Origin of the sequence: Mizugakiibacter sediminis (assembly GCF_000953855.2) — a bacterium.
GTDB lineage: Bacteria > Pseudomonadota > Gammaproteobacteria > Xanthomonadales > Rhodanobacteraceae > Mizugakiibacter > Mizugakiibacter sediminis.
The window spans coordinates 1-23,741 of the sequence record NZ_DF970144.1; the positions used below are offsets into that span (position 1 = coordinate 1).

A 23,741-nucleotide genomic window follows, 5' to 3' on the forward strand; every position below is an offset into this window, starting at 1 on the left:
CGCGAACACGCCGACGTAGTCGAGCCGCTCGGCCAGCGCGCGCGCGTGCGCGAACGCCGCGGCCGCCAGCGCCCCGGCTTGCGGCGCCGGCGCCAGGCTCATCGAGAGGATGCCGTCGGCGTGCCAGTTCTGCGTCAGCGGCCAGGTGCGGAAGTCGCCGTCGCGGCCGCGCACGGCGATCACCGAGACCTCGCGCTCGAATGGCACGAACGCCTCCAGGATCAGGCCGTGGGCGTGCGCGCCCAGCGCCTCCCAGGCAGCGTCGAGATCCGCCGGCGTCTTCAGCCGGAACTGGCCCTTGCCGTCGTAGCCGAGACGGCGCGTCTTCAGGATGGCCGGCAGGCCGATCGCGGCGACGGCGCGCTCGAGGTCGGCGCGCGTGTCGACGGCCGCGAACGCCGGCGTGGCGAGGCCGATCGCGTTGAACAGCGTCTTCTCGGCCAGGCGGTCCTGCGCCGTCGCCAGCGCGCGCGGGTTGGGGAAGACGCGGGTGTGCTCGACCAGCCAGTGCGCGGTCTCGGCCGGCACGTTCTCGAAATCGAAGGTGGCGACGTCGATGCGGCGGGCGAAGTCTTCCAGCGCGGCGAAGTCGCGCCAGTCGGCGCGCAGCAGCGGCGCGACCTGGCCGGCGCAGGCGTCTTCGGCGCTGTCGACGACCAGGAAGCGCACGCCCAGCGGCGCGCCGGCCAGCGCGAGCATGCGCGCCAGCTGGCCGCCTCCCAGCACGCCGAGGGTCGGTTGCACGCGGCTCATGCGCGCGGGTCCGAACGCGCGAGCACCTCGCGCGTCTGTGCGGCGCGGTACGCCTCCAGCGCGGCGGCCACCGCCGGCTCGCGCAAGGCGACGATGGACGCGGCCAGCAGCGCGGCGTTGACCGCGCCGGCGCGGCCGATCGCCAGCGTGCCGACCGGCACGCCGGCGGGCATCTGCGCGATCGACAGCAGGGAATCCATGCCGTTCAACGCCTTCGACTGCACCGGCACGCCCAGCACCGGCAGGCGCGTCTTCGCCGCCAGCATGCCGGGCAGGTGCGCGGCGCCGCCGGCGCCGGCGATGATCACCTCGAGGCCGCGGCCCAACGCCTCCTCGGCGTAGCGGAACAGCAGGTCGGGCGTGCGGTGCGCGGAGACGACGCGCACCTCGTGCGCGACGCCGAGCTGCTGCAGCGTCTGCGCGGCGTGCTCCATCGTTTCCCAGTCGGAGCGCGATCCCATCACCACCCCGACGCGAGGCGCCGCTTGCGTTGCGTTCATGGCCGGCCTGCCCAAAAAACGCTATTTTACGGGCTTGGCGTCGCGCGGGAAGGCCCGCCCAGGAAACCCGATGGACAAGCGTCTGCTGGACATCCTCTGCTGCCCGGTGTCGAAGACGCCGCTGCGGCCGCTGAACCACGCCGAGCTGGAGGCCCTGAACCGGGCCATCGCCGCCGGCTCGGTGGACACGGTGGCCGGCGTCCGCGTGCCCACGCCGCTCAGCGCCGGGCTGATCACCACCGACGGCAAGGTGATCTACCGCATCGAGGACGACATCCCGGTCATGCTGGCCGAGGAAGGGATCGGCACCACCCAGCTGAACGGCTTCCCGCACTGACCGCCGACGTGATCAGGGTCACGTTCGGTTACAATCCCTCGTCGTACGTTTGAGGTGCCGGCGCCCCCGGGCCGCCACGGTTGTCCCATGAGCAGCGCCCAAGACCCCACCAGCGGCAGCAAGGTCGTCGACCTCGGCCAGCGCCAGGATCCGCGCAACGAACGGCTGGGCGACCTGTTGCTGAGCGTGCGCGGCATCGCGCTGAAGCGCCTGCAGGCCCTGGTCGGCACGCTGTTCGACAACGTCGACGACGCCCTGTTCGACCTGGCCGAGAAGGCCGAGAACAACGCGGCGCAGACCCAGTACTTCGACGGCATGCGCGAGGTGCGCAAGAAACGGCCGCTGGTCGAGCGGCTGTTCGTCGAGCAGGTCACCCGCGGCATCGGCGACTTCGCCACTGGCCGCAGCCGCGCGCCGCGCCCGGCGGACACGCCGAGCAGCGGCACCGCGGCGGCCGAGCTGAGCCTGGTCGACGACAGCGAGCTGGAGGAGTCGCTGGCGATCACCAGCATGGTCGGCAAGGCGGAGAGCCGCCTCGCGCGCGCGCTGTTCGCGGTGAACCAGCGCCTGTCGGTCATCAGCGGCGGCAACAAGGTCGAGGACGCGACCAACCCGATCGGCCCGGCCATGCTGGGCCAGGCGCTGCGCGGCGCGATGCGCGAGCTGGCGGTCGAGGTGCGCGTCAAGCTGATCATCTACAAACTGTTCGACCGCTACGTGATGGGCGGCCTCGACGCCCTGTACGACGAGGTCAACGCCGAGCTGGTGCGCAGCGGAGTGCTGCCGCAGTTGCGCCACGGCGTGCAGCATCGCCCCGGCATGCCGGCGGCCGGCCAGCCGGAGGCGGCGGCCGGTGCGGCGCACGCCGCCGGCGGCGAGGCCTACCTGCAGGAGTCCGCCGACCTGCAGGCCGAGCTGTTCCAGACCGTCACCGCCCTGCTCGCCGCGCGGCGCGGCATGGTGCGCGGCGGCGCGGCGCAGTCCTACGGCGGCGCGGCCTCGCTCAGCCCCGCCGAGCTGCTGGGCGCGCTGACCTTGCTGCAATCGCAGACCGCCACGCTGCCGCTGCCGGCGAACCTGCCCGCCGAGGCCTACCAGTCCGAACTGTCCGCGGTGCAGCATCTGAAAGACCAGTTGATGGGCCAGATCGCCCAGTTGTCGGGCGAGGCCAAGGCGCGCGTCTCCGGCGCCGACGAGGACACCATCGACCTGGTCGGCATGCTGTTCGAGTACATCCTGCAGGACCGCAACCTGCCGGCGCAGATGCAGGTGCTGCTGGCGCGCCTGCAGATCCCCTACCTCAAGGTGGCGATCCTCGACCGCAAGCTGTTCGCACACAAGACGCATCCGGCGCGGCGCCTGCTGGACGCGCTCGCCGATGCGGCGAAGGGCTGGTCGGAGGAGTCCGACCGCGACCACCGCCTGCTCGACAAGGTGCGCAGCACCGTCGAGGCGCTGCTGCGCGACTTCGACGACGACCTCGACATCTTTCCGCGTCTGCTGGCCGACTTCCAGACCTTCAACGAAGCGCACCGTCGCCGCGCCGAGCTCGCCGAGCAGCGCGCCGCCGAGGCGACGCGCGGCCGCGAGAAGCTGCAGGAGGCGCGCCGGCGCGCCGCGCGCGAGATCCTCTCGCGCATCGAGGGCCGCGACCTGCCGGCGCTGATCCACGGCGTGCTGACGCGGCCGTGGGCCAACTACCTCGTGCTGACGCTGCTGCGCCAGGGCGAAGGCTCGCAGGAATTCCGCAGCGCGTTGCAGTTCGTCGACGATTTCGTCGCCAGCGCCGCACCGATGCCCGACGAGGAAGCGCGCAACCGGTTGCGCGCCCTGCTGCCGCAGATCGAGAAGGCGTTGCGCCACGGCCTCGCCACCGTCGCCTTCCACGAGAACGACGTCAAGCGCCTGATGGCCGAACTGAGCGCGTTCTACCGGCGCCAGCTCGGCCTGGCCGCCGAGGGCGACGCGCCCGACGCCGGCGCCGCCCAGGCGCAGGCGGTGCCGATTCCGGACAGCGTGGAACCGATCACCGCGATCGAGGAAGACACCACCGAACTGGCCGAACCGCGCGGCGACGCGCCCGCGCTGCGGGCCGCGCGCGAACTCAAGGTCGGCACCTGGCTGGAGCTGACCGACGAGCAGGGCGTGCGCGAGCGCGCCAAGCTGTCGTGGATCAGCCCGATCAGCGGCCGCTACCTGTTCGTCAACCGCCGCGGCCTCAAGGTCGCCGACAAGACCGCGCAGCAGATCGCCGCCGAGATCGAGGCCGGCACCGCGGTCGTGCTCGAGGAAGTGCCGCTGTTCGACCGCGCGCTGGACGCGATCGTCGAGCGCCTGCGCCAGGCCCAGGCCGAGCGCCAGGCGCCCAGCGGCGCATGAGCGCGCGCATCGCGCCGCCCGCGGCCGAGAGCATCCGCGAAGACGTCCGCCGCGCGTTGGCCGAGGACATCGGCAGCGGCGACGCCACCGCCGACCTGCTGCCGCCCGGCGCACGCGCCGCGGCGCGCATCGTCTGCCGCGAGGACGCGGTGATCGCCGGCATCCCCTGGGCGGAAGCCTGCTTCCGCGCGCTCGATCCGGACGTGCGCATCGACTGGCGCTGCGCCGACGGCGACCGCGTCGAGGCCGGCGCGACGCTGTGCGAACTCGTCGGCCGCGCGCGCGCGCTGGTCGGCGGCGAGCGCTGCGCTCTGAACTTCCTGCAGACGCTGTCCGGCACGGCGACGGCCACGGCGCGCTACGTCGCCGCGGTGGCCGGCACCCGCGCGACCATCCTCGACACGCGCAAGACCCTGCCCGGCCTGCGCCTCGCGCAGAAGTACGCGGTGCGCTGCGGCGGGGCCAGCAACCACCGCATCGGCCTGTTCGACGCCATCCTGATCAAGGAAAACCACATCGCCGCCGCCGGCGGGCTCGGCGCCGCGGTGCGCGCCGCGCGCGCCGCGCACCCGCGCCTGCTGCTCGAGGTGGAGGTGGAGTCGCTGGAAGAGCTGGACGAAGCGCTGGCCGCCGGCGTCGACCGCGTGATGCTCGACGATTTCACCCCGGAGATGCTGCGCGCCGCGGTGGCACGCGCCGGCGGACGCGTGCCGCTGGAGGTGTCGGGCGGCATCGACCTCGAGCGCGTGCGCGCGATCGCCGAGTGCGGCGTCGACTACATCTCGATCGGCGCGCTGACCAAGCACGTGCGCGCGGTCGACCTGTCGATGCGCATCGGCGCGCCGGCCTGAGCCGCTGCGCCGTTCGCGCCTTTCACAGCCAGCCCAGCGCGCGCGCGGCGAACAGCAGCAGAGCCACGGCCAGCACCGCCACCAGGCCGCGCAGCCAGCCGGTGCCGCGCGAGGCCGCCGGCGCCGGCGCGGCGGCCGGCTGCGGCTTCGCCGCGCTCTCGTGGCCCGGCGCCAGCAGCATGAAGCGCACCGTGTCCAGCGCGAGCTCGTCGCCGGGGCGCAGGGTCGCCTGCGTCACGCGGCGGCCGTTGACATAGGTGCCGTTGGCCGAACCGAGATCCTCGACGGTGACGCCGTCGGTGCCGGCGCGCAGGCGCGCATGGTGGCGCGAGATCTCCTCGGCCGGGATGCAGATGTCGCAATCGTTCTGCCGGCCGATCGTCGAGCTGGCGCCGATCGCGAAGGTGCGCCCGAAGGTGGGGCCGGAAACGCCGCGCAGCACGAAGCGCGGCAGCGCCGTGCGCACGCGCGTGCGACCGTCGTCGTCGCCGTGGGCGGCGGGCGCCGCCGGCGGCGCGTGCGCGGCCGCGGGGCTGCGCTCGTCGGCCATCACCTGGCAGCCCACGCGCGCGAACAGCAGCAGGTCGCCCGGCTTCAGCGGCGCCTCGCCGGAAAGCTGCCAGCCGTTGAGCACGGTGACCGCCGACGGATCGCGCGCGCGCACCGTCGCCTGGTTGCCGCGCAGTTCGATCTCGCAGTGATGCAGCCCGACGCCGGCCGCCGCCAGCACGACCTGGCAGTCCGATGCCGTGCCGATCACGCTGACGCCCTCGCCAAGCCGCAGCGGCGGATGCTCGCCGTTCGGAAAGACCAGCCTCATGTCCCTTGCCCCCTTTGCATCGCCGCCGTGGACGGCGGTCTCTCGCGATGATGGTAATCAAACCCGCCGCGGAGGCGGCATGGGAGCGGGCGTTTTGCGACCGCCCTCACGCTTGTCCCGGCGCCGTGCATCCCCACATTTGCGGCGTCGTCACGGAGTGCGCGCATGCCCGGATCCCTGATCGCCCTGTGCCTGCTCGGCGCGTTCGCCCTGCTCTGGCGCGAGCAGCTCGCCGCGCGCGAGAGCGCGATCGCCTGCGCCCGCCAGCTGTGTGCCCAGGCCGGCCTGCAATTCCTGGACCAGAGCGTGGCGCTGGGGCGCCTGCGCCTGGTGCGCGACGGCGGCGGGCTGGCGCTGGAGCGGCACTACCGCTTCGAGGTCAGCCTGGACGGCCAGGATCGCCATGGCGCCATGGTGCGTCTGCGCCGCGGCCAGCTGAGCGGATTCAGCCTGCCGGTCGCGGCCGGCGTCACTTGATCACGCGCAGCTTCGGCGCGCCCTTCGGCGGCGGGGCGGGCGGTTCGGGCTCGGGGCCCGGCGCCGCGCCGGGCGTGCCCTCTTCCGCCGGGAACATCATGCCCTGCCCGTTCTCCTGCGCGTAGATCGCCACCACCGCGCTCACCGGAAAGCTGACCGCGTGGCTGACGCCGGAGAACCGCGCCAGGAAGCTGACCCGCTCCTTGCCGAGATCGAGCCGGCTGACCGCGCGCGGCGCCAGGTTCAGCACCACCTTGCCGTCCTTGACCGACTGCACCGGCACCTCGATGCCGGGGCGCGTGGCGTCGACCAGCACGTAGGGCGTCAGTCCGTTGTCGCAGATCCATTCGTAGATCGCCCGCAGCAGGTACGGGCGGTTCGATGTCATGCGCGGTTCGTTCACGGGCGCATCACTCGCGCAGCAGCTTTTCTTCGGGCGTGAGGCTGCGCGCGAAGCCGGGGTTGCGGAAGATGCGCTCGCCGTAGTCGACGATCGGCTTGCCCTCGCGGGCGAGGTCGACGCCGAGCGCGGGCAGCCGCCATACCAGCGGCGCGATCAGGCAGTCGGCCAGGCTCATCTCCGGGTTGAGGAAGAACTTGGACGCCTTGAACAGCGGCACCGAGGCGACCAGCGCCTCGCGCAGCCGCTTGCGCGCGGTGTCCGCGGGACGCCCGCCGGCGTGGATGGTGGCCACCAGCGGCAGCCATTCCTGTTCGATGCGCACCATCGCCAGGCGCAGGCGCGCGCGCGACAGCGGATCGACGGGCATCAGCGGCGGGTGCGGGTAGCGCTCGTCGAGGTATTCGCAGATGACCGCCGTGTCGTACAGCACCAGGTCGCGGTCGACCAAGGTCGGCACGGTGCCGGAGGCGTTGAGATCGGTGAGGTCCTCGGGCGGCTTGCCCTCGTCCACCGCCACCCGTTCGTAACTGACGCCCTTGGCCGCCAGCACCAGGCGGACGCGGTGGCATTGCACGCTGTCGCGCGCGGTGAACAGGGTCAGGACCGTCCGCGTACGCGGGCTCTGCGCCATGGCGACTCTCCCCCCGAGTAACTCTGACAAGGACCGGAATCTGTGCTCAGCCATGCGGGAGGCATGCCCCCGCCCCCCATCCCCCCGCGACGCGAGGCACCGGCCTGCCCGGCACGAGGGAGCGGTTTCCGCACCGCGTCCGCCCCCTCCCCACGCCATTCCTCGTCGCCGCGGACAGGATAGCGCGGCGGAGCCCCTCTCCGCCGCGTCCTCGCGGTCAGTGCACGTCCTTCCAGTATTCGCGCTTCAGCAGCCAGGCGAGGAAGGTGAAGGCGGCCAGGTACAGCAGCACCCAGACGCCGATGCGATGGCGCTGCAGCGCCGCCGGCTCGGCGACGTACTGCAGGAACGCGGTCAGGTCGCGCGCGGCCGCGTCGAACTGCGCCGGCGCCAGGCGGCCCGGCTGCGCCAGCTCGAGCTTCTCGACCGTCGGTTCCTCGCCGGCCTTGGCCGACGCGAACACCGCGCGCTGCACGCCCTGCAGTTCCCACAGCGGGTTCGGCATGGAGGCGTTGGGGAATACGGTGTTGTTCCAGCCGGTCGGCCGCGACGGGTCGAGGTAGAACGAGCGCAGGTAGTTGTAGACCCAGTCGGCGCCCTTGGCGCGCACTTCCAGCGACAGGTCGGGCGGCGCCTTGCCGAACCACTTCTGCGCGTCCGCCTCGGGCATCGACGCGATCACCGGGTCGCCGAACTTGGCACCGGTGAAGTTGAGGTTCTGCATCACTTCCTGTTCGCTCAGGCCGAGGTCCTCGGCGATGCGCGAATAGCGCTGGTAGCGCAGCGAATGGCAGCCGACGCAGTAGTTGAAGAACAGGCGCGCGCCGCGCTGCAGCGAGGCCGTGTCCTTGACGTTGGCGTTGGCCGGGGGCAGCGCTTCGCCGCCCTCGGAAGCGAACGCGACGCCGGCGCCGGCGAGCAGGGCCAGCGCCAGCACGATCGAGGAGAGAACCCGCTTAGTCATGCGTCGTCACCCGTTCCGGAACCGGCTTGGTTTTCTCCAGGCCGAAATACGTGTAGGCCCACAGGAAGATGAAGAAACCGAAATACAGCACGGTCAGCGTGCGGCCGAACGCGTTCTCGATCAGCGTGACGTCGGCCGCCGGACCGAACAGCTCGGGGATCCATTCGGCGGTCTTGCCGGCGCCGATCGCACCGAGCAGCACGAACACCAGCGCGAACACCGCCAGCGCCAACTTGTAGCCGCGGCCGCGGTAGCGCACCGACTTGACCTTGCCGCGGTCCAGCCACGGCACCAGGAACAGCAGCACGATCGCCGAGAACATCGCGATCACGCCGCCCAGCTTGGAGGGGATCACGCGCAGGATCGCGTAGAACGGCGTGAAGTACCACACCGGCTTGATGTGCGTCGGCGTGACCAGGTTGTTGGCCGGGATGAAGTTGTCGTGCTCGAGGAACCAGCCGCCCACGGTCGGCTCGAAGAAGATGATGAAGGCGGCGATCAGCAGGAACATGCCGACGCCGAACAGATCCTTCACCGTGTAGTACGGATGGAACGGGATGCCGTCCAGCGGCCTGCCGCTCGGACCCTTCTTCTCCTTGATCTCGACGCCGTCCGGATTGTTCGAGCCGACTTCGTGCAGCGCGGCGAGGTGCAGCACGACCAGCAGCAGCAGCACCAGCGGCAGCGCGATCACGTGCAGGGCGAAGAAGCGGTTCAGGGTGGCGTCGGCGGGGTTGTAGTCGCCCATGATCCACTGCACCAGCGTGTCGCCGACCACCGGCACCGCGCCGAACAGCGAGATGATCACCTTCGCGCCCCAGAACGACATGTTGCCCCACGGCAGCACGTAGCCCATGAAGGCCTCGGCCATCAGCACGAGGAAGATGAACATGCCGAGCAGCCAGACCAGTTCGCGCGGCTTCTTGTACGAGCCGTACATCAGGCCGCGGAACATGTGCAGGTAGACCACGACGAAGAACAGCGAGGCGCCGGTGGAGTGCATGTAGCGGATCAGCCAGCCCCACTCCACGTCGCGCATGATGTACTCGACGGACGCGAAGGCCAGCGCGGCGTCCGGCTTGTAGTTCATCGTCAGGAAGATGCCGGTGATGATCTGGTTCACCAGCACCAGCAGCGCCAGCGAGCCGAAGTAGTACATCACGTTGAAGTTCTTCGGCGCGTAGTACTCGCTGGTGTGCGAGGCGGTGAAGGACAGGATCGGCAGGCGCTCCTCGATCCAGGCCAACACGCGGTTGCGCGGTTTGATCGTCACGTGCGCGGTCGCCATCACGCTGCTCCCTTGGCCGGGTCGACACCGATCTGGATCAGGGTGTCGGAGACGAAGTGGTAGGGCGGCACGCGCAGGTTGGCGGGCGCGGGCACGCCGTCGTAGACGCGACCGGCCATGTCGTAGCGCGACTTGTGGCACGGGCAATAGAAGCCGCCCTTCCAGGCCGGGTCGAACGGCTCCGGCTTCAGCTCGGGGAAGTAGTCGGGCACGCAGCCGAGGTGCGTGCACAGGCCGACCAGCACCAGCCACTCGGGCTTGATCGAGCGGTACTCGTTCTTGGCGTAGTCCGGCTGCTGCTCGGTGTTGTCGCTCTTCGGGTCCTTCAGGCGCGGATCCTGGCTGGCCAGGGCGGCGAGCTGCTCCTTGCTGCGGTTGACCACCCACACCGGCTGGCCGCGCCACTCGAAGGTGACCATCTGGCCGGACTCGACCTTGCCGATGTCGGCCATCACCGGGGCGCCGGCGGATTTCGCGCGCGCGCTCGGCTCCCACGACTTGATGAACGGCACGGCCGCCGCCACGACCCCCACGCCGCCGACGACGGCGGTAGTGGCCGTGAGGAAACGGCGGCGGCCCTGATTGACACCTTCGTTCGCCATCAGGCTCTCCGGAACGCTGAATTGCAACGGAACTGCGGTTAGGGCGGACCCCAAAAATCGTGGTAGTTTAACGACTGCCCCAGCCGCGCACAATCAAGCGCGCGGCGCGACTGCAGCCTCCGATGACCCGCCTCGCACGCGCGCTGAGCTTCGTGATCCGCTTCGCGATCGTCGGCCTCGCCGCCGCGTTCGTGATCGCGTTCGCCTGGCCGCAGGCCGGCGCCGCCCTGCGCACCCGCTTCGGTCTCGCCGGCGCAGCCGCGGCCGCGCCGCCTGCGGCGGCGGCCAAGCGCGGCGACGGTCCGGTGTCCTACGCCGACGCGGTGGCCCGCGCCGCGCCCGCGGTGGTCAACATCTACGCCAACAAGCTGGTCACCGAGCGCCAGTTGCGCGTGTTCCCGGACCCGCTGCTGCGCCGGCTGTTCGGCGGCGTCGCGCTCGGCCCCGCCTACCAGCGCCGCGAGCAGAGCCTCGGCTCCGGCGTGATCGCCAGCGCCGACGGCTACGTGCTGACCAACAACCACGTGATCGCCGGCGCCGACGACATCCAGGTGCTGCTGTACGACGGCCGCGTGGCGCGCGCGCGCGTGATCGGCACCGATGCCGACACCGACCTCGCCGTGCTGAAGATCGACGCCCGCCGCCTGCCGGCGGTGGCGGTGGCGGCGTCGAAGCCGCCGCGCGTCGGCGACGTGGTGCTGGCGATCGGCAACCCCTTCGGCATCGGCCAGACGGTGACCATGGGCATCGTCAGCGCGATCGGCCGGCAGCTCAACCTGTCGACCTACGAGGACTTCATCCAGACCGACGCGGCGATCAACTCCGGCAACTCCGGCGGCGCGCTGATCAACGCGCGCGGCGAGCTGGTCGGCATCAACACGGCGATGCTCGGCCGCGCCAGCGGCGCCGAGGGCATCGGCTTCGCCATCCCGGTGCGCACGGCGAACGCGGTGCTGGAGCAGATCCTCGACCACGGCAGCGTCACGCGCGGCTGGATCGGCGCCGACTTCGGCCGCGTGCCGATCGCCGCCGACAGCAGCCTGCCGGCGGCCCCGCGCGGCGCGGAAGTGCTGGACGTCTACATCGGCGGCCCTGCCGCCAAGGCCGGACTGCGGCCGGGCGACGTGCTGCTGCGCCTGGACGAGCACGACATCCTCGACCCTTCCGACCTGCGCAACCGCGAAGCCGCGCTCAAGCCCGGCACCGCGGTGACCCTCTCCGGCCTGCGCGACGGCACGCCGTTCCGCGCCGCGCTGGTGCTGGCGCAGCGCCCGCGCCACTCCTCGCTGGGCGAAGGCTGAGCGAAGCGCGTCACGGCAGCGCGGAAGCCGCGTGCTGCGCCGGGCTGCCGCCGGCGACGGCCAGGCCCAGCGCCTCGCGGTAGCGCCGCGCCAGCAACGCAACGCGCTGCACGTAGACCTGCGTCTCGTCGTAGGGCGGCACGTCGCCGTACTTGCGCACCGCCGCCGCGCCGGCGTTGAAGGCCGCCGCCGCCAGACGCTCGTCGCCGTGGAAGGCCTGCAGCAGCTGCGCGAGGTACTGCGCGCCGCCGCGGATGTTCTGCGCCGGGTCGAACGCGTCGGCGACGCCGACCTCGCCGGCCGTGCCCGGCATCAGCTGCATCAGGCCCTGCGCGCCCTTGCGCGACACCGCGTAGGGATTGAACGCCGATTCCGCGTGGATGATCGCGCGCAGCAGGCCGGCGTCGACGCCGGAGTCCGCGGCGGCGCGCGCGATCTCGTCGCGGTAGGCGGTCAGCTTGAGCGGCGTGTGCGCCCAGTCGATGGTCGAATGCACGTCGCAGGCGGCGCAGGTGGCGATGTAGGTGAACAGCACCTTGACCGTGCCGCCGTGCGCGCGCGCTTCGATGTTGGTGTACTCGACGCTGCCGTCGGGGCGGGTCACTCGATACACGGAACCGCGCAGGACGCGCGCCGTTTTCGCTGCCGCGCCGGCCTGCCCGGCCGCGGGCGCGGCGGGCGCCGTCGCGCGCGCCCCTCCCGGCGCGGGCTGGTCGCGGTACTGCCAGCGCCCCGGCCGGGCGGGCGCGGCCGCCGTCGGCGCGGGCGCGGCGGCGCCGGCGTCCTCGGCGACGGCGCGGCATCCGCCGTAGCCGTCCGGACGGCTGGCGAACACGGTCTCGCCCTGCGGGCCGGTGCAGCGGTACAGCGCGGCGGCATGCGCCGGCAGCCAGCCGCCGCCCAGCAGCAGGATGCAGCCGAGCAGCCCGCGCGCGAGGCGCGCGCGGCGTGGCAACGGCCGGCCCGGACGGCCGCCGCTTTCCCCCTGGCGGACGGCAGCTTGCATGGCGGGCGCAGTGTGCGCCGCCGCCGCCGGCCTGCCAAGCGACCCGGTTCACGTTCCCGGCCGCGCGCTGGCGGCATCCGCAGGGGCGGCGTAAACTGCGCGGTTCGCCGCCATTCCCGATTTCCCATGCCCGGCAAACTGTTCATCAAGACCCACGGCTGCCAGATGAACGAGTACGACTCCGCCAAGATGGCGGACGTGCTGAAGGCGGCGCACGGCCTCGAACTGACCGACGACGAGGCCGCGGCGGACGTCATCCTGATCAACACCTGCTCGATCCGCGAGAAGGCGCAGGAGAAGGTGTTCAGCCAGCTCGGCCGCTGGAAGCAGCTGAAGGCCGCCAACAAGGCGCTGGTGATCGGCGTCGGCGGCTGCGTGGCCAGCCAGGAGGGCGAGGCGATCGTCCGGCGCGCGCCGTTCGTCGACCTGGTGTTCGGCCCGCAGACCCTGCACCGCCTGCCGCAGATGCTCGAGGCGCGCCGCGCCAGCGGCCGCCCGCAGGTCGACATCAGCTTCCCCGAGATCGAGAAGTTCGACCGCCTGCCCGAGCCGCGCGCCGAGGGCCCGACCGCGTTCGTCTCGATCATGGAGGGCTGCTCGAAGTACTGCTCCTACTGCGTGGTGCCGTACACCCGCGGCGAGGAGATCAGCCGCCCGTTCGACGACGTGCTGGCCGAGGTGGCCACGCTGGCCGAGCAGGGCGTGCGCGAGGTCAACCTGCTCGGGCAGAACGTCAACGCCTACCGCGGGCCGATGCACGACGGCGGCGTCGCCGACCTCGCCCTGCTGATCCACGCGATCGCGCAGCTCGACGGCATCGGCCGCATCCGCTTCACCACCTCGCACCCGGTCGAGTTCGGCGACAGCCTGATCGCCGCCTACCGCGACGTGCCCAAGCTGGCCAACTACCTGCACCTGCCCGTGCAGGCCGGCTCCGACCGCGTGCTGGCGGCGATGAAGCGCGGCTACACCGCGCTGGAGTACAAGCAGAAGATCCGCAAGCTGCGCGCGGTGCGGCCGGACATCTCCGTCTCCACCGACTTCATCGTCGGCTTCCCCGGCGAGACCGACGCCGACTTCGAGCAGACCATGAAGCTGGTCGCCGAGGTCGGCTTCGACCAGTCGTTCTCCTTCATCTACTCGCGCCGCCCCGGCACGCCGGCCGCCAACCTCGCCGACGACACGCCGGACGCGGTCAAGCACGAACGGCTGTCGCGCCTGCAGGAGGCGCTGAACGCCAACGCGCGGCGCATCAGCGAGGCGATGGTCGGCAGCGTGCAGCGCGTGCTGGTCGAAGGCCCCAGCCGGAAGGACCCGAACGAACTGACCGGGCGCACCGAGAACATGCGCTACGTCAACTTCGCCGGCCACCCGCGCCTGATCGGCCAGTTCGTCGACGTGACCATCACCGAGGCGCTGTCCAATTCGCTGCGCGGCCGCGTGCGCCTGGCCGGCGAGGCGGCGGCGTGAGCGACCTCCTCACCCAGCGCGACCTCGCGCTCGAGCCCGAGGACATGGCGCGCCTGGCCAACCTGTGCGGGCCGTTCGACGAGCACCTGCGGCAGATCGAGCTGCGCCTCGGCGTCGAGATCAACAACCGCGGCAACCTGTTCCGCGTGATCGGCGAGGAACGCGCGGTCAAGGCCGCGGCCAAGGTCCTGCGCGATCTCTACGACACCACCGCGCACGAAACGCTGGAAGGACAGAAGATCAACCTCTACCTGGCCGAATCCGGCATCGACGCCATCCAGGCCGAGGCCGCCGAGGGCGCGCAGGAGGTGGCGATCAAGGTCAAGCGCGGCGTGATCAAGGGCCGCGGCCCCAACCAGGCGCGCTACCTGCACGCGATCGCCACCCACGACATCAACTTCGGCGTCGGCCCCGCCGGCACCGGCAAGACCTACCTCGCCGTCGCCAGCGCGGTGGAGGCGCTCACCGCCACCCGCGTGCAGCGCCTGATCCTGGTGCGCCCGGCGGTCGAGGCCGGCGAGAAGCTCGGCTTCCTGCCCGGCGACCTCAGCCAGAAGGTCGATCCCTACCTGCGCCCGCTGTACGACGCGCTGTACGAAATGCTCGGCTTCGAGAAGGTGGCCAAGCTGATCGAGCGCAACGTGATCGAGATCGCGCCGCTGGCCTACATGCGCGGCCGCACGCTCAACGACTCGTTCGTGATCCTCGACGAGGCGCAGAACACCACCGTCGAGCAGATGAAGATGTTCCTGACCCGCATCGGCTTCGGCTCGGTGGCGGTGATCACCGGCGACGTCACCCAGGTCGACCTGCCGCGCAACGTGCGCTCCGGCCTGCGCCACGCGCTCGAGGTGCTGCGCGGCGTCGACGGCATCAGCGCCACCTTCTTCACCTCGAAGGACGTGGTGCGCCACCCGCTGGTGGCGAAGATCGTGCGCGCCTACGAGGCGTTCGGGGAGAACGGCGCTGCGGAGGCCGGGACTCGGGACTCGGGACCCGGGGCTCGGGCGAAGCCCGGCCCGTCGAACTGACGCGCCGCCCGCGCATCCCGACGCCCCGCCATGCCGCGCACGCGCCCGCCGTCCGCTCTAGCGCATCCCGGACCCCGGGTCCCGGCTGCGGTCGCCATCGTGCGGGTGGGCTACGCCCTGCCCCGCCGCGGCCTGCCGGCCGCGGCCTCGCTGCGGCGCTGGGTCGAGGCCGCGCTGCGCGGCGCGCGCCGTCGCCGGCCGGCGGCGATCGACCTGCGCATCGTCGGCGCCGCCGAGGGTCGCGCGCTGAACCGCCGCTACCGCGGCCGCGACTACGCCACCAACGTGCTGTCCTTTCCCGCCGAGCTGCCTGCCGGGGTGGACCTGCCGCTGCTGGGCGACCTGGTGATCTGCGCGCCGGTGGTCGCCCGCGAGGCCGCCGCGCAGGGCAAGCCGCCCGCGCACCACTGGGCGCACCTCGCCGTCCACGGCACCCTGCACCTGCTCGGCTACGACCACGCGCGCCCCGCCGAGGCCGCGCGGATGGAGGCGCTGGAGCGGCGCATCCTGGCCGGGCTCGGCATCCCCGACCCCTACGCGCCGCGCTGAGCCGGCCGGGCCCCGCTTGAGAAAGGCCGGAGAATCAGCATATTGGAAGCACCGGTTCGGCCGGCGCATGCCGGCCTGCGGCCGTTTGGGCCGAGTCGCCGCAGGATGCCGACCGGGGTTTTCTAGTAGACTCGCCCACCCCGCCCCCTCTGGGGGTCGCGTCAGCTTCACCGAATGAACGAGGATCCGAGTACCACCGGCCCGGCGCCGCACCGATCGTGGTGGGACCGTCTGGGCCACATGCTTTCCGGCGAGCCGCGCAACCGCGAGGAACTGCTCGAAGAACTGCGCGCCGCCCAGGCCAACGGCCTGCTCTCCGGCGACACCCTGGCGATGGTCGAGGGCGCGATCCGGGTGACCGAACTCAGCGTCGGCGACGTGATGGTCGCGCGCGCGCAGATGGTGATGATCCCGGCCGACGCCCCGCTGGCCGACATCCTCGCGATCGTCACCGAATCCGGCCATTCCCGCTTCCCCGTGCACGGCGAGGACAAGGACGAGATCCTCGGCATCCTGCTCGCCAAGGACCTGCTGAAGTACTTCGGCCACGACCGCGACTGCGACGTGCGCGCGCTGCTGCGCCCGGCCGTGCTGATCCCCGAGTCGATGCGCCTGAACGTGCTGCTGGCCGAGTTCCGCGACAGCCGCAACCACATGGCGATCGTGGTCGACGAGTACGGCGGCGTCGCCGGCCTGATCACCATCGAGGACGTGCTCGAGCAGATCGTCGGCGAGATCGACGACGAGCACGACGAGGAAGAGGCGGAGACGCTGATCCAGCCGCTGCCCGACGGCGCCTTCCTGGTCAGCGCGCTGACGCCGATCGCCGACTTCAACGAGCGCTTCGGCACCGACTATTCCGACGAGGAGTTCGACACCGTGGGCGGCCTGGTCACCGCCGCCGTCGGCCATCTGCCGGAATCCGGCGAGGAAGCCGCGCTGGCCGGCTTCCGTTTCCGCGTGACGCAGGCGGACGACCGCCGCGTGCACCAGTTCCGCGTGCAGCCGCTGCATGCGGCGTGAGCGCCTGACGCGCGCGCTGCGGCGGGCGGCGGCGTTGTTGCTCGCCCTCGCCCTGCTGCCGCAGGCGCGCGCCGGCATCGTCGATGCGCCGGGCGACGCGCTGGAGATCGCGCTGGTCACCTACGGTCCCGGCGCGATCTACTGGGAGCGCTTCGGCCACGACGCCATCGAGGTGCGCGACACCGCCAGCGGCGAGGCGGTCGCCTTCAACTACGGCGTGTTCGACTTCGAGCAGGAGAACTTCCTGCTCAACTTCGCCCGCGGCTACATGATCTACCGCATGGACGCGGTGCCGGCCGCCGCCGACGCCGCCTACTACGCCAGCGAAGGGCGCCGGGTGACGCGGCAGACGCTGGCGCTGACGCCGGCGCAACGCGCCGCGCTGCGCGACTTCCTGCTGTGGAACGTGCAGCCCGCGCACACCCGCTACCGCTACGAGTACTTCACCGACAACTGCACCACGCGCGTGCGCGACGCCCTGGACCGCGTGCTCGGCGGCGCCATCCATCGCCAGACCCAGGCGCCTTCGCACGGCTTCACCTACCGCATGCACACCGACCGCCTGCTCGCGCCGCAGCCGGCGCTGATGCTGCTGGTCGACCTCGGCCTCGGACCGGACGCCGACCGCCGGCTGTCGTACTGGGATGAGAGCTTCGTGCCGATGGTGCTGATGCGCGTGCTGCGCGAGGTGCAGGTGCCGGACGGCCATGGCGGCACGCAGCCGCTGGTGATGCGCGAGACGCAGCTCGACGCCGGCCGTCTGCCGGCGCCGCCGGCGCTGCCGCCGGACCTGCGCCTGCCGTTCCTGATCGCCGCCCTGCTGCTCGGCGGCGGCCTCGCCTGGGCCGGCCACCGCGCGCCGGTCTCGCGCGGCGCGCGCCTCGCCTTCGCCTGCGGCGGCGCGCTCTACGCGTCGCTGGCCGGGGCGGCCGGCCTGTTCATGACCCTGCTGTGGACCGTCACCGAGCACCGCTACGCCTGGGCCAACGAAAACCTGCTGCTGTTCGATCCACTGGCGCTGCTGCTGGTGCCGGCGCTGCTGCGGCTGGCGCGCGCCGGCGCGCGCAGCAGCCGCTTCGCCCGCGCGCTGGCGGCGCTGTTCGCGCTGGCCGCCGGCTTCGCCCTGTTCTCCAAGATCCTGCCCTGGTTCGTGCAGCAGAACCTCGCCTGGATCGAGCTCGGCCTGGCGCTCAACCTCGCGCTCGCCTACGGCCTCTGGCGGCGCCGCTGAGCGATTGCCGCGTCATGCGGCCGCGGGCATCATGGCCGCATGAACGACGCCAGCCTCCCGGCCGCCGCACCGATGGTGGTCAACTGCGTGGCCTACAGCCGCAGCGGCCGGCGCCTGCGCGACATCACGCTGGACGAGATCAGCGACGTCCTCGAGCAGCCCGACACCTTCGTCTGGGTCGGCCTGCACGAACCGGACGCCAAGCTGCTGGAGAAGCTGCAGGAGGAATTCGGCCTGCACGACCTCGCCGTGGAGGACGCGCAGAACGCGCATCAGCGCCCGAAGATCGAGGCTTACGGCGACTCGCTGTTCATCGTCGCGCAGACCGCGCAGCTGGTCGGCGGCAACCTCGCCTTCGGCGAGACCCACGTCTTCGTCGGCCCGCGCTACCTGGTGACGGTGCGCCACGGCGCCTCGCTCAGCTACGCGCCGGCGCGGCGCAGCTGCGAGCAGAGCCCGCAGCTGCTGGCGTACGGCCCCAGCTACGGCCTGTACGCGGTGCTCGACTTCATCGTCGACAACTTTCTGCCGATCGTGCGCGACTTCAAGGAAGAGTTGCAGGAACTCGAGCACGACATCTTCGCCGAGACCTTCAAGCGCGAGACGATCAAGCGCCTGTACGAGATGCAGCGCGAACTGGTGACGCTGCGCCTGGCGGTGGCGCCGCTGCAGGACATCCTGAGCCAGCTGGTACGCCTGTATCCGCACCTGGTGCGCGACGAGGTGCGCGTTTACTTCCGCGACGTCTACGACCACGTGTTCCGCGTCAACGAGGCGATCGGCACGATGCGCGAGATGCTGTCGGCGGCGATGACGATCAACCTGTCGCTGGTCACCGTCGGCCAGAACGAAGTGGTGAAGAAGCTGGCCGGCTGGGCGGCGCTGCTGGCCGCGCCGACGCTGCTGGCCAGCTGGTACGGCATGAACTTCCACCACATGCCGGAGCTGGACAAGCCGTGGGCCTATCCGACGATGATCCTGCTCACCGCCGGCATCTGCGGCGGCCTCTACGCGGTGCTGAAGCGCGCCAGGTGGCTGTGACGCGCGGCGCTCATGCCTGCTGCGGCGCCGGCTGGCGGCGCGACAGCCACAGCAGGAACAGGCCGACCGCGATCAGCGGCAGCGACAGCACCTGGCCCATGGTCAGCCAACCGGTGCCGAGCAGGTAGCCGAGCTGCACGTCCGGCTCGCGCACGAACTCGACGCCGAAGCGGAAGCAGCCGTACAGCAGCGCGAACAGCCCGGACAGCGCATAGCGCCGCCGCGGCTTGCGCGAGTACAGCCACAGCACGGCGAACATGACGACGCCCTCCAGCGCGAACTCGTAGAGCTGCGAGGGATGGCGCGCGTACGCGTCCAGCGCGCCGCTGGCGTACTGCGCCTTCAGCTGCGCGACGTCCATCGAAGCGAAACGCGGATCGAGCTGCAGCGCATGCGGGAAGATCATGCCCCACGGCTTGTCGGTGACGTGTCCCCACAGCTCGCCGTTGATGAAGTTGCCGAGCCGGCCGAGGCCGAGGCCGATCGGCACCAGCGGCGCGACGAAATCGACCGTGTCGAAGAAGCGCACGCGCTGGCGCCGCGACCACCACAGGCCGGCGGCGAGCACGCCGAGCAGGCCGCCGTGGAAAGACATGCCGCCGTCCCACACGCGGAACAGCGCCAGCGGGTCGCGCCAGATCCAGTCCAGCGACACGTAGAACAGCATGTAGCCGACGCGGCCGCCGACGATCACGCCCATCATCGTGTAGAAGGCGAGGTCGGCGAACGCCTCCTTGCCCACCGCCAGCCGGCCGGCGCGACGGCGGCGCTCGCCCAGCCACCAGGCGCCGAGGAAGCCGAGCAGGTACATCAGGCCGTACCAGTGCACGGCCACCGGGCCGAGGCGGAAGGCGACCGGATCGATGTCGACGAAGAAGGGATGCGTCATGCGGATTCCTCGTGGGGCTGCGCTGGGACCGCGCCGGGGCGGCCGGGTTCCTTCATGCCGGCAGCACGCGGCACAGGTAGCCCTTCAGATAATCGGTCTCGGGGATGGCCGGATGCACCGGATGATCGGGCGCCTGCTGCAGCTGCATCAGCACCTGCACCTGACGGTCGAGGTGACGCGCGCCCTGCTGCACGCCGTCCAGCAGCGCCTGCCGCGGCATGTGGTACGAGCACGAGCAGGTGACCAGGATGCCGTCGCGCGCCAGCGCCTGCATGCCCAGCTCGTTGAGCCGGCGGTAGGCCAGGCGGCCCTCGGCGAGATCCTTCTTGCGCTTGACGAAGGCCGGCGGGTCGAGGATCACCACGTCGAAATGCTCGCGCCGCTCGCGCAGCGCTTTCAGGTACTCGAAAGCATCGGCGCGTTCGGCGCGCACGCGCTCGGCCAGGCCGTTGCGCCGCGCGTTGGCGGCGATCGCCTCGACCGCGTGCGCGGAAGCGTCCACGCACACCACCTCGCGCGCGCCCATCGCCGCCGCGCGCAGGCCCCAGGCGCCGAGGTAACTGAACATGTCGAGCACGCGCGCGCCGCGCACGAACGGCGCCAGCAGGTCGCGGTTGGCGCGCTGGTCGTAGAACCAGCCGGTCTTCTGCCCGCCGATCGCGTCGACGGCGAAGGCGAGCCCGCCCTCGCGCACCTCGAGCGCGCCCGGCGGCGCGCCGAAGCCGACGTCGGCGTAGCTCGGCAGACCCTCCAGCGCGCGGATCGCGGCGTCGTTCTTCCACAGCAGCGCGGCCGGATTCAGCACCTTCCGCACCGCCGCCTCGACCTCCGGCTTCAAGCGCTCGATGCCGGCGGTGGTCGCCTGCGCGACGACCACGTCGCCGAAACGGTCCAGCGTCAGCCCGGGCGCGCCGTCCGCTTCGCCGTACAGCAGGCGGTAGTACGGTTCGCCGTACAGGCGCTCGCGCAGGCCGAGCGCGACCTTCAGCCGGTGCGTCAGCAGCGAGCGGTCCAGCGCGTGCTCGAGGCCGCGGCCGACCAGGCGCGCGCAGATCAGCGAGTTCGGGTTGACGTAACCGACGCCGAGCGGCCGGTCGCGCGCGTCGACGATCACGCAGGGCTCGCCCGGCGTGAAGCCGGTCAGCGGCGAACGCGCCACGTCGACCTCGTTGGAGAACACCCACAGATGCCCGGCGCGCAGCCGCGCGTCCTCGCCGCGTTTCAGGTACAGGGCCGGGTAAGCGATGCCTTCGGACACGGCGGGTTCCACGCGCGGAAACCGCGAACGGTAAACGACCGCGCCGGCGACGGCAATCGCGCCTCGCGCCGACCCCGGCGCCTAGGAAAAAGTCCGATGTGCGCCTCGGGGGCGGCTGGCATACTCCGAGGCTTCATAGGAGGGGACTCCATGAGCATCGTACGATCGATCCGCGTGGCCGCAGCGGGGGCCCTGCTCGCCGCCGGCGTCTTCGCCACCGCATCCGCCGGCGCGGCGGCGCCGACGGATGCCGACTTCGCCCGGCACCCCACGCTGGGCAGCCCGGCGCTGTCGCCCGATGGCCAATACCTCGCCGTGTCGGTGCATGAGCAGGAGAACGGCGAGAACAGCTACGCGCTGGCCGTGCTGCACCTGCCGGACCTCAAGCCGGTCAGCAAGCTGAAGATGAACGCCACGTACCTGCCGCTGGACATCACCTGGGTGGACAACCGGCGCCTGGTGCTGACCACCGGCCAGGAAACCGGCTTCGCCGAACAGCCTGCCGCGACCGGCGACATCCTCGCCGTCGATTTCGACGGCGCCCACAAACGCCTGCTTTACAGCCCCGACCCGGACAAGCGCAGTTCGATCGGCGCCATGCGCACCATCCTCGACATGCCGATCGGCTTCGCGCAGATCAGCGGCACGCCGACCAAGGCGAACGGGCACTTCTACCTGACCGTCTATCCGTATCCGAGGCGCGGCGGCGCCGACGCGCAGGCGAACAAGACGCTGATCTACGACATCGACTCGCGCAGCGGCAGCGTCGAGGAGATCGGCTCGATCGACCATGACGGCTACGACTTCATCGTCCACGACGGGGTGGCGCGCTACGCCTACGGCGAGGACAACAATCTCGTCGAGCACGTCTACTACCGCGCCGCCAAGGACCAGCCCTGGACGGAGCTGCCGGCGTCGGTGGTGGGCAAGCGCCTGCGCCCGCTGACGATCAGCCCGGACGGCCGACATCTCTACGCCATCGGCAACCCGGACGGCGGGCCCGACCAGCTCACCATCAGCAACCTCGACGGCAGCGGCCGCCAGGTGCTGGCCGCCAATCCCCGCGCCAGCATCGCCGGCGTGGAATGGACGCCCGCCCCGCACACGCCGGTGGCCGCCGTCGCGCTCGACGGCAAGCCGTCGATCAGCTATCTCGGCGACAGCCGCTACGCGGCCATCCTGAAGTCGCTGAACGAGGCCTTCCCGGATCATTTCGTCGATTTCGCCGACATGAGCGAGGACGGCTCGACGATCCTGGTGCGCGCGGTCAGCGACCGCGATCCCGGTACCTACGCGCTGTTCGACACCGCGACCAGCAATCTGCGCCCGCTCTATCAGGTCCTGCCGTGGATCAAGGCCGAGCAGCTCGGCGAGCGCCGCCCGTTCTGGTTCACGGCCTCCAGCGGCATGGAGCTGGGCGGCTTCATCACCCTGCCGCCGCACCGCGTCGAGAAGAACCTGCCGACCATCATCCTGCCGCACGGCGGCCCGCTGGGGGTCCAGCACGCGTGGGCGGTCGGCTCGTGGGACGACATGGAGGCGCAGTTCCTCGCCACGCGCGGCTACGCCGTCGTGCAGGTCAACTACCGCGGCTCCGGCGGCCGCGGCAAGAATTTCGAGGACGCGGGCAAGCGGCAGATGGGCACCGGCATGATGCAGGACATGCTGGACGCGCTGAAGTGGGCCGAACAGCAGGGTTACAGCGACCCGAACCGGGTCTGCGTCTACGGCGCCAGCTACGGCGGCTACGCCGCCTACTTCCTGCCGGTATATGCACCGCAGGGCACGCTGAAGTGCTCGGTGGCGATCGCCGGCGTGACCGACATCCGCGTGCAGGCCGAACGCAGCGACACGCGCCGCTCGCGCGCCGGCCGCAACTTCCTGCGCGAGGCATGGGGCATGGACGATCCCGCCTACGTCGCCGCCAACTCGGCCATCGACCACGTCGACAAGTTCAACGTGCCGGTGCTGATCGTCCACGGCGAGGACGACCCGCGCGTGCCGGTGCAGAACGCGCGCGAGATGCGCGCCGCGCTGGAGAAGGCCGGCAAGCCGTTCGAGTACATGACGCGGCCGAAGGAAGGCCATGGCTTCTTCAAGGAACAGAACAACGTCGACCGCTACCAGCTGACCGAGAAGTTCCTGCAGAAGTATCTCGGGCCGGGAGCGCCGGTCGCGGACTGAGCCGCGCACCGCCCGCTGCGCGACGCCCGGCCCCGCGCCGGGCGTTTTTTTCGCGCGCGAAGGCAACAACCGCGCTAGGCTCGGCGCATGCCCAACCGCCTCGCCGACGAAGCCAGCCCGTACCTGCGCCAGCACGCCGACAACCCGGTCGACTGGTGGCCGTGGAACGACGCCGCGCTGGCGCACGCGCGCGCCACCGACACGCCGATCCTGCTGTCGATCGGCTACGCCGCCTGCCACTGGTGCCACGTGATGGCGCACGAGTGCTTCGAGGACGCGGCGACCGCGGCGGCGATGAACGCGCTGTTCGTCAACGTCAAGGTGGACCGCGAGGAGCGGCCTGACCTCGATCGCGTCTACCAGCTCGCCCATCAGGCGCTGACCGGCCGCGGCGGCGGCTGGCCGCTGACCGTGTTCCTCGATCCGCAGGATCTGACGCCGTTCTTCGCCGGCACCTATTTCCCGCGCGAACCGCGCCACGGCATGCCGGGCTTCGCCGAACTGCTGGTTCGGCTGCGCGCTGCGTTCGACCGACAGCGCGACGCGCTGCGCGCGCAGAGCGCCGAGCTGCACAACTGGCTGGCGCGCATCGGCGATGACGCCACCGGCGCGCGCCCCGACGCCGCGCCGCTGCGCGCGGCGCTGGCGCGCATCGCCGCGCGCCACGATCCCGACTACGGCGGCAGCCTCGGCGCGCCGAAGTTCCCGCACGCCGGCGAACTGGCGCTGCTGTTGGACGAGGCCGACGCGCCG

Annotated in this window: 24 protein-coding genes; 13 read left to right on the top strand and 11 right to left on the bottom strand. The window is 71.5% G+C overall.

Annotated features, from left to right (window positions below; genetic code table 11):
- Positions 1–753: ATP-grasp domain-containing protein (locus MBSD_RS01390; RefSeq protein ID WP_237071717.1), on the bottom strand; the 753-nt coding region annotated here is incomplete at its 3' end.
- The gene (gene purE, locus MBSD_RS01395) at positions 750–1,253 is read right to left on the bottom strand and encodes a 5-(carboxyamino)imidazole ribonucleotide mutase (protein WP_062534360.1); all 504 of its coding nucleotides are present in this window, start codon (positions 1,251–1,253) and stop codon (positions 750–752) included. The genes purE and MBSD_RS01390, both read right to left, overlap by 4 nt.
- A 70-nt stretch (positions 1,254–1,323) precedes the next feature.
- Between purE and MBSD_RS01400 the strand changes: the two genes are divergently transcribed.
- From MBSD_RS01400 to nadC, 3 genes are all read left to right on the top strand, one after another.
- Positions 1,324–1,590: a Trm112 family protein gene (locus MBSD_RS01400; protein ID WP_062534362.1), complete on the top strand. Its 267-nt coding sequence runs from the start codon at positions 1,324–1,326 to the stop codon at positions 1,588–1,590.
- A gap of 87 nt (positions 1,591–1,677) precedes the next feature.
- Positions 1,678–3,969, top strand: a complete 2,292-nt coding sequence (locus MBSD_RS01405) for a DUF1631 domain-containing protein (RefSeq protein ID WP_062534364.1) — start codon at positions 1,678–1,680, stop codon at positions 3,967–3,969.
- On the top strand, positions 3,966–4,820 hold the full coding sequence (gene nadC, locus MBSD_RS01410; RefSeq protein WP_062534366.1) for a carboxylating nicotinate-nucleotide diphosphorylase: 855 nt from the start codon (positions 3,966–3,968) through the stop codon (positions 4,818–4,820). The genes MBSD_RS01405 and nadC overlap by 4 nt, the downstream gene beginning before the upstream one ends.
- 22 nt (positions 4,821–4,842) lie before the next feature.
- On the opposite strand, the gene MBSD_RS01415 is transcribed toward nadC, so the two are convergent.
- Positions 4,843–5,640: an FHA domain-containing protein gene (locus tag MBSD_RS01415; RefSeq protein WP_062534368.1), complete on the bottom strand. Its 798-nt coding sequence runs from the start codon at positions 5,638–5,640 to the stop codon at positions 4,843–4,845.
- A gap of 165 nt (positions 5,641–5,805) precedes the next feature.
- Between MBSD_RS01415 and MBSD_RS01420 the strand changes: the two genes are divergently transcribed.
- Positions 5,806–6,117: a DUF3301 domain-containing protein gene (locus MBSD_RS01420; RefSeq protein ID WP_062534370.1), complete on the top strand. Its 312-nt coding sequence runs from the start codon at positions 5,806–5,808 to the stop codon at positions 6,115–6,117.
- Here the strand turns inward: MBSD_RS01420 and MBSD_RS01425 are convergent.
- The 5 genes from MBSD_RS01425 to petA all read right to left on the bottom strand — a co-directional run bounded on the left by MBSD_RS01425 (position 6,110) and on the right by petA (position 10,005).
- Positions 6,110–6,505, bottom strand: a complete 396-nt coding sequence (locus MBSD_RS01425) for a ClpXP protease specificity-enhancing factor (RefSeq protein WP_062534394.1) — start codon at positions 6,503–6,505, stop codon at positions 6,110–6,112. The genes MBSD_RS01420 and MBSD_RS01425 overlap by 8 nt on opposite strands.
- Positions 6,506–6,527: 22 nt before the next feature.
- The gene (locus MBSD_RS01430) at positions 6,528–7,151 is read right to left on the bottom strand and encodes a glutathione S-transferase N-terminal domain-containing protein (protein ID WP_062534372.1); all 624 of its coding nucleotides are present in this window, start codon (positions 7,149–7,151) and stop codon (positions 6,528–6,530) included.
- A gap of 217 nt (positions 7,152–7,368) precedes the next feature.
- Positions 7,369–8,115, bottom strand: coding sequence for a cytochrome c1 (locus MBSD_RS01435; protein ID WP_062534374.1), 747 nt, complete (start codon positions 8,113–8,115; stop codon positions 7,369–7,371).
- Entirely contained in the window at positions 8,108–9,403 is a 1,296-nt protein-coding gene (locus MBSD_RS01440) for a cytochrome b (protein ID WP_062534376.1), read from the bottom strand. The genes MBSD_RS01435 and MBSD_RS01440 overlap by 8 nt, the downstream gene beginning before the upstream one ends.
- Positions 9,403–10,005 carry a ubiquinol-cytochrome c reductase iron-sulfur subunit gene (gene petA / locus MBSD_RS01445; RefSeq protein ID WP_062534378.1) on the bottom strand — a complete coding sequence of 201 codons (603 nt, stop codon included), beginning with the start codon at positions 10,003–10,005 and terminating at the stop codon, positions 9,403–9,405. Before petA ends, MBSD_RS01440 begins: the two co-directional genes overlap by 1 nt.
- Positions 10,006–10,127: 122 nt before the next feature.
- Here petA and MBSD_RS01450 point away from each other — a divergent pair, with 122 nt between their 5' ends.
- The gene (locus MBSD_RS01450; protein ID WP_062534380.1) at positions 10,128–11,306 is read left to right on the top strand and encodes a S1C family serine protease; all 1,179 of its coding nucleotides are present in this window, start codon (positions 10,128–10,130) and stop codon (positions 11,304–11,306) included.
- A 10-nt stretch (positions 11,307–11,316) separates the two neighbouring features.
- On the opposite strand, the gene MBSD_RS01455 is transcribed toward MBSD_RS01450, so the two are convergent.
- Positions 11,317–12,312 (bottom strand): lytic transglycosylase domain-containing protein, encoded by a 996-nt coding sequence (locus tag MBSD_RS01455; protein ID WP_082306414.1) that lies wholly within the window; start codon positions 12,310–12,312, stop codon positions 11,317–11,319.
- Between the two features lie 126 nt (positions 12,313–12,438).
- Here MBSD_RS01455 and miaB point away from each other — a divergent pair, with 126 nt between their 5' ends.
- From miaB to MBSD_RS01485, 6 genes are all read left to right on the top strand, one after another.
- Positions 12,439–13,782 carry a tRNA (N6-isopentenyl adenosine(37)-C2)-methylthiotransferase MiaB gene (gene miaB / locus MBSD_RS01460; RefSeq protein WP_082306415.1) on the top strand — a complete coding sequence of 448 codons (1,344 nt, stop codon included), beginning with the start codon at positions 12,439–12,441 and terminating at the stop codon, positions 13,780–13,782.
- A gap of 44 nt (positions 13,783–13,826) precedes the next feature.
- Entirely contained in the window at positions 13,827–14,813 is a 987-nt protein-coding gene (locus tag MBSD_RS01465) for a PhoH family protein (protein ID WP_062534398.1), read from the top strand.
- Between the two features lie 99 nt (positions 14,814–14,912).
- The gene (ybeY, locus tag MBSD_RS01470) at positions 14,913–15,362 is read left to right on the top strand and encodes an rRNA maturation RNase YbeY (RefSeq protein ID WP_425478084.1); all 450 of its coding nucleotides are present in this window, start codon (positions 14,913–14,915) and stop codon (positions 15,360–15,362) included.
- A gap of 174 nt (positions 15,363–15,536) precedes the next feature.
- Positions 15,537–16,385: a CorC family transporter gene (locus tag MBSD_RS01475; protein WP_062534386.1), complete on the top strand. Its 849-nt coding sequence runs from the start codon at positions 15,537–15,539 to the stop codon at positions 16,383–16,385.
- Positions 16,375–17,616, top strand: coding sequence for a lipoprotein N-acyltransferase Lnb domain-containing protein (locus MBSD_RS01480; protein ID WP_062534388.1), 1,242 nt, complete (start codon positions 16,375–16,377; stop codon positions 17,614–17,616). Before MBSD_RS01475 ends, MBSD_RS01480 begins: the two co-directional genes overlap by 11 nt.
- A 39-nt stretch (positions 17,617–17,655) precedes the next feature.
- Positions 17,656–18,657: a magnesium and cobalt transport protein CorA gene (locus tag MBSD_RS01485; RefSeq protein WP_062534390.1), complete on the top strand. Its 1,002-nt coding sequence runs from the start codon at positions 17,656–17,658 to the stop codon at positions 18,655–18,657.
- Positions 18,658–18,667: 10 nt separating this feature from the next.
- Here the strand turns inward: MBSD_RS01485 and lgt are convergent, their stop codons facing one another.
- Both lgt and MBSD_RS01495 read right to left on the bottom strand, forming a co-directional pair.
- The gene (gene lgt / locus MBSD_RS01490) at positions 18,668–19,546 is read right to left on the bottom strand and encodes a prolipoprotein diacylglyceryl transferase (RefSeq protein ID WP_062534392.1); all 879 of its coding nucleotides are present in this window, start codon (positions 19,544–19,546) and stop codon (positions 18,668–18,670) included.
- Between the two features lie 52 nt (positions 19,547–19,598).
- Positions 19,599–20,804: a class I SAM-dependent rRNA methyltransferase gene (locus MBSD_RS01495; protein ID WP_201797440.1), complete on the bottom strand. Its 1,206-nt coding sequence runs from the start codon at positions 20,802–20,804 to the stop codon at positions 19,599–19,601.
- A 150-nt stretch (positions 20,805–20,954) separates the two neighbouring features.
- Here MBSD_RS01495 and MBSD_RS01500 point away from each other — a divergent pair, with 150 nt between their 5' ends.
- The gene (locus MBSD_RS01500; protein ID WP_082306416.1) at positions 20,955–22,988 is read left to right on the top strand and encodes a S9 family peptidase; all 2,034 of its coding nucleotides are present in this window, start codon (positions 20,955–20,957) and stop codon (positions 22,986–22,988) included.
- Between the two features lie 87 nt (positions 22,989–23,075).
- Positions 23,076–23,741, top strand: a 666-nt coding sequence (locus MBSD_RS01505) for a DUF255 domain-containing protein (protein ID WP_148667785.1), incomplete at its 3' end; no start/stop codon positions are given.

Coding starts and splice junctions, on each gene's coding strand:
- purE (WP_062534360.1), bottom strand. CDS start 1,253: ATGAACGCAACGCAAGCGGCGCCTCGCGTCGGGGTGGTGATGGGATCG.
- MBSD_RS01400 (WP_062534362.1), top strand. CDS start 1,324: ATGGACAAGCGTCTGCTGGACATCCTCTGCTGCCCGGTGTCGAAGACG.
- MBSD_RS01405 (WP_062534364.1), top strand. CDS start 1,678: ATGAGCAGCGCCCAAGACCCCACCAGCGGCAGCAAGGTCGTCGACCTC.
- nadC (WP_062534366.1), top strand. CDS start 3,966: ATGAGCGCGCGCATCGCGCCGCCCGCGGCCGAGAGCATCCGCGAAGAC.
- MBSD_RS01415 (WP_062534368.1), bottom strand. CDS start 5,640: ATGAGGCTGGTCTTTCCGAACGGCGAGCATCCGCCGCTGCGGCTTGGC.
- MBSD_RS01420 (WP_062534370.1), top strand. CDS start 5,806: ATGCCCGGATCCCTGATCGCCCTGTGCCTGCTCGGCGCGTTCGCCCTG.
- MBSD_RS01425 (WP_062534394.1), bottom strand. CDS start 6,505: ATGACATCGAACCGCCCGTACCTGCTGCGGGCGATCTACGAATGGATC.
- MBSD_RS01430 (WP_062534372.1), bottom strand. CDS start 7,151: ATGGCGCAGAGCCCGCGTACGCGGACGGTCCTGACCCTGTTCACCGCG.
- MBSD_RS01435 (WP_062534374.1), bottom strand. CDS start 8,115: ATGACTAAGCGGGTTCTCTCCTCGATCGTGCTGGCGCTGGCCCTGCTC.
- MBSD_RS01440 (WP_062534376.1), bottom strand. CDS start 9,403: ATGGCGACCGCGCACGTGACGATCAAACCGCGCAACCGCGTGTTGGCC.
- petA (WP_062534378.1), bottom strand. CDS start 10,005: ATGGCGAACGAAGGTGTCAATCAGGGCCGCCGCCGTTTCCTCACGGCC.
- MBSD_RS01450 (WP_062534380.1), top strand. CDS start 10,128: ATGACCCGCCTCGCACGCGCGCTGAGCTTCGTGATCCGCTTCGCGATC.
- MBSD_RS01455 (WP_082306414.1), bottom strand. CDS start 12,312: ATGCAAGCTGCCGTCCGCCAGGGGGAAAGCGGCGGCCGTCCGGGCCGG.
- miaB (WP_082306415.1), top strand. CDS start 12,439: ATGCCCGGCAAACTGTTCATCAAGACCCACGGCTGCCAGATGAACGAG.
- MBSD_RS01465 (WP_062534398.1), top strand. CDS start 13,827: ATGGCGCGCCTGGCCAACCTGTGCGGGCCGTTCGACGAGCACCTGCGG.
- MBSD_RS01475 (WP_062534386.1), top strand. CDS start 15,537: ATGAACGAGGATCCGAGTACCACCGGCCCGGCGCCGCACCGATCGTGG.
- MBSD_RS01480 (WP_062534388.1), top strand. CDS start 16,375: ATGCGGCGTGAGCGCCTGACGCGCGCGCTGCGGCGGGCGGCGGCGTTG.
- MBSD_RS01485 (WP_062534390.1), top strand. CDS start 17,656: ATGAACGACGCCAGCCTCCCGGCCGCCGCACCGATGGTGGTCAACTGC.
- lgt (WP_062534392.1), bottom strand. CDS start 19,546: ATGACGCATCCCTTCTTCGTCGACATCGATCCGGTCGCCTTCCGCCTC.
- MBSD_RS01500 (WP_082306416.1), top strand. CDS start 20,955: ATGAGCATCGTACGATCGATCCGCGTGGCCGCAGCGGGGGCCCTGCTC.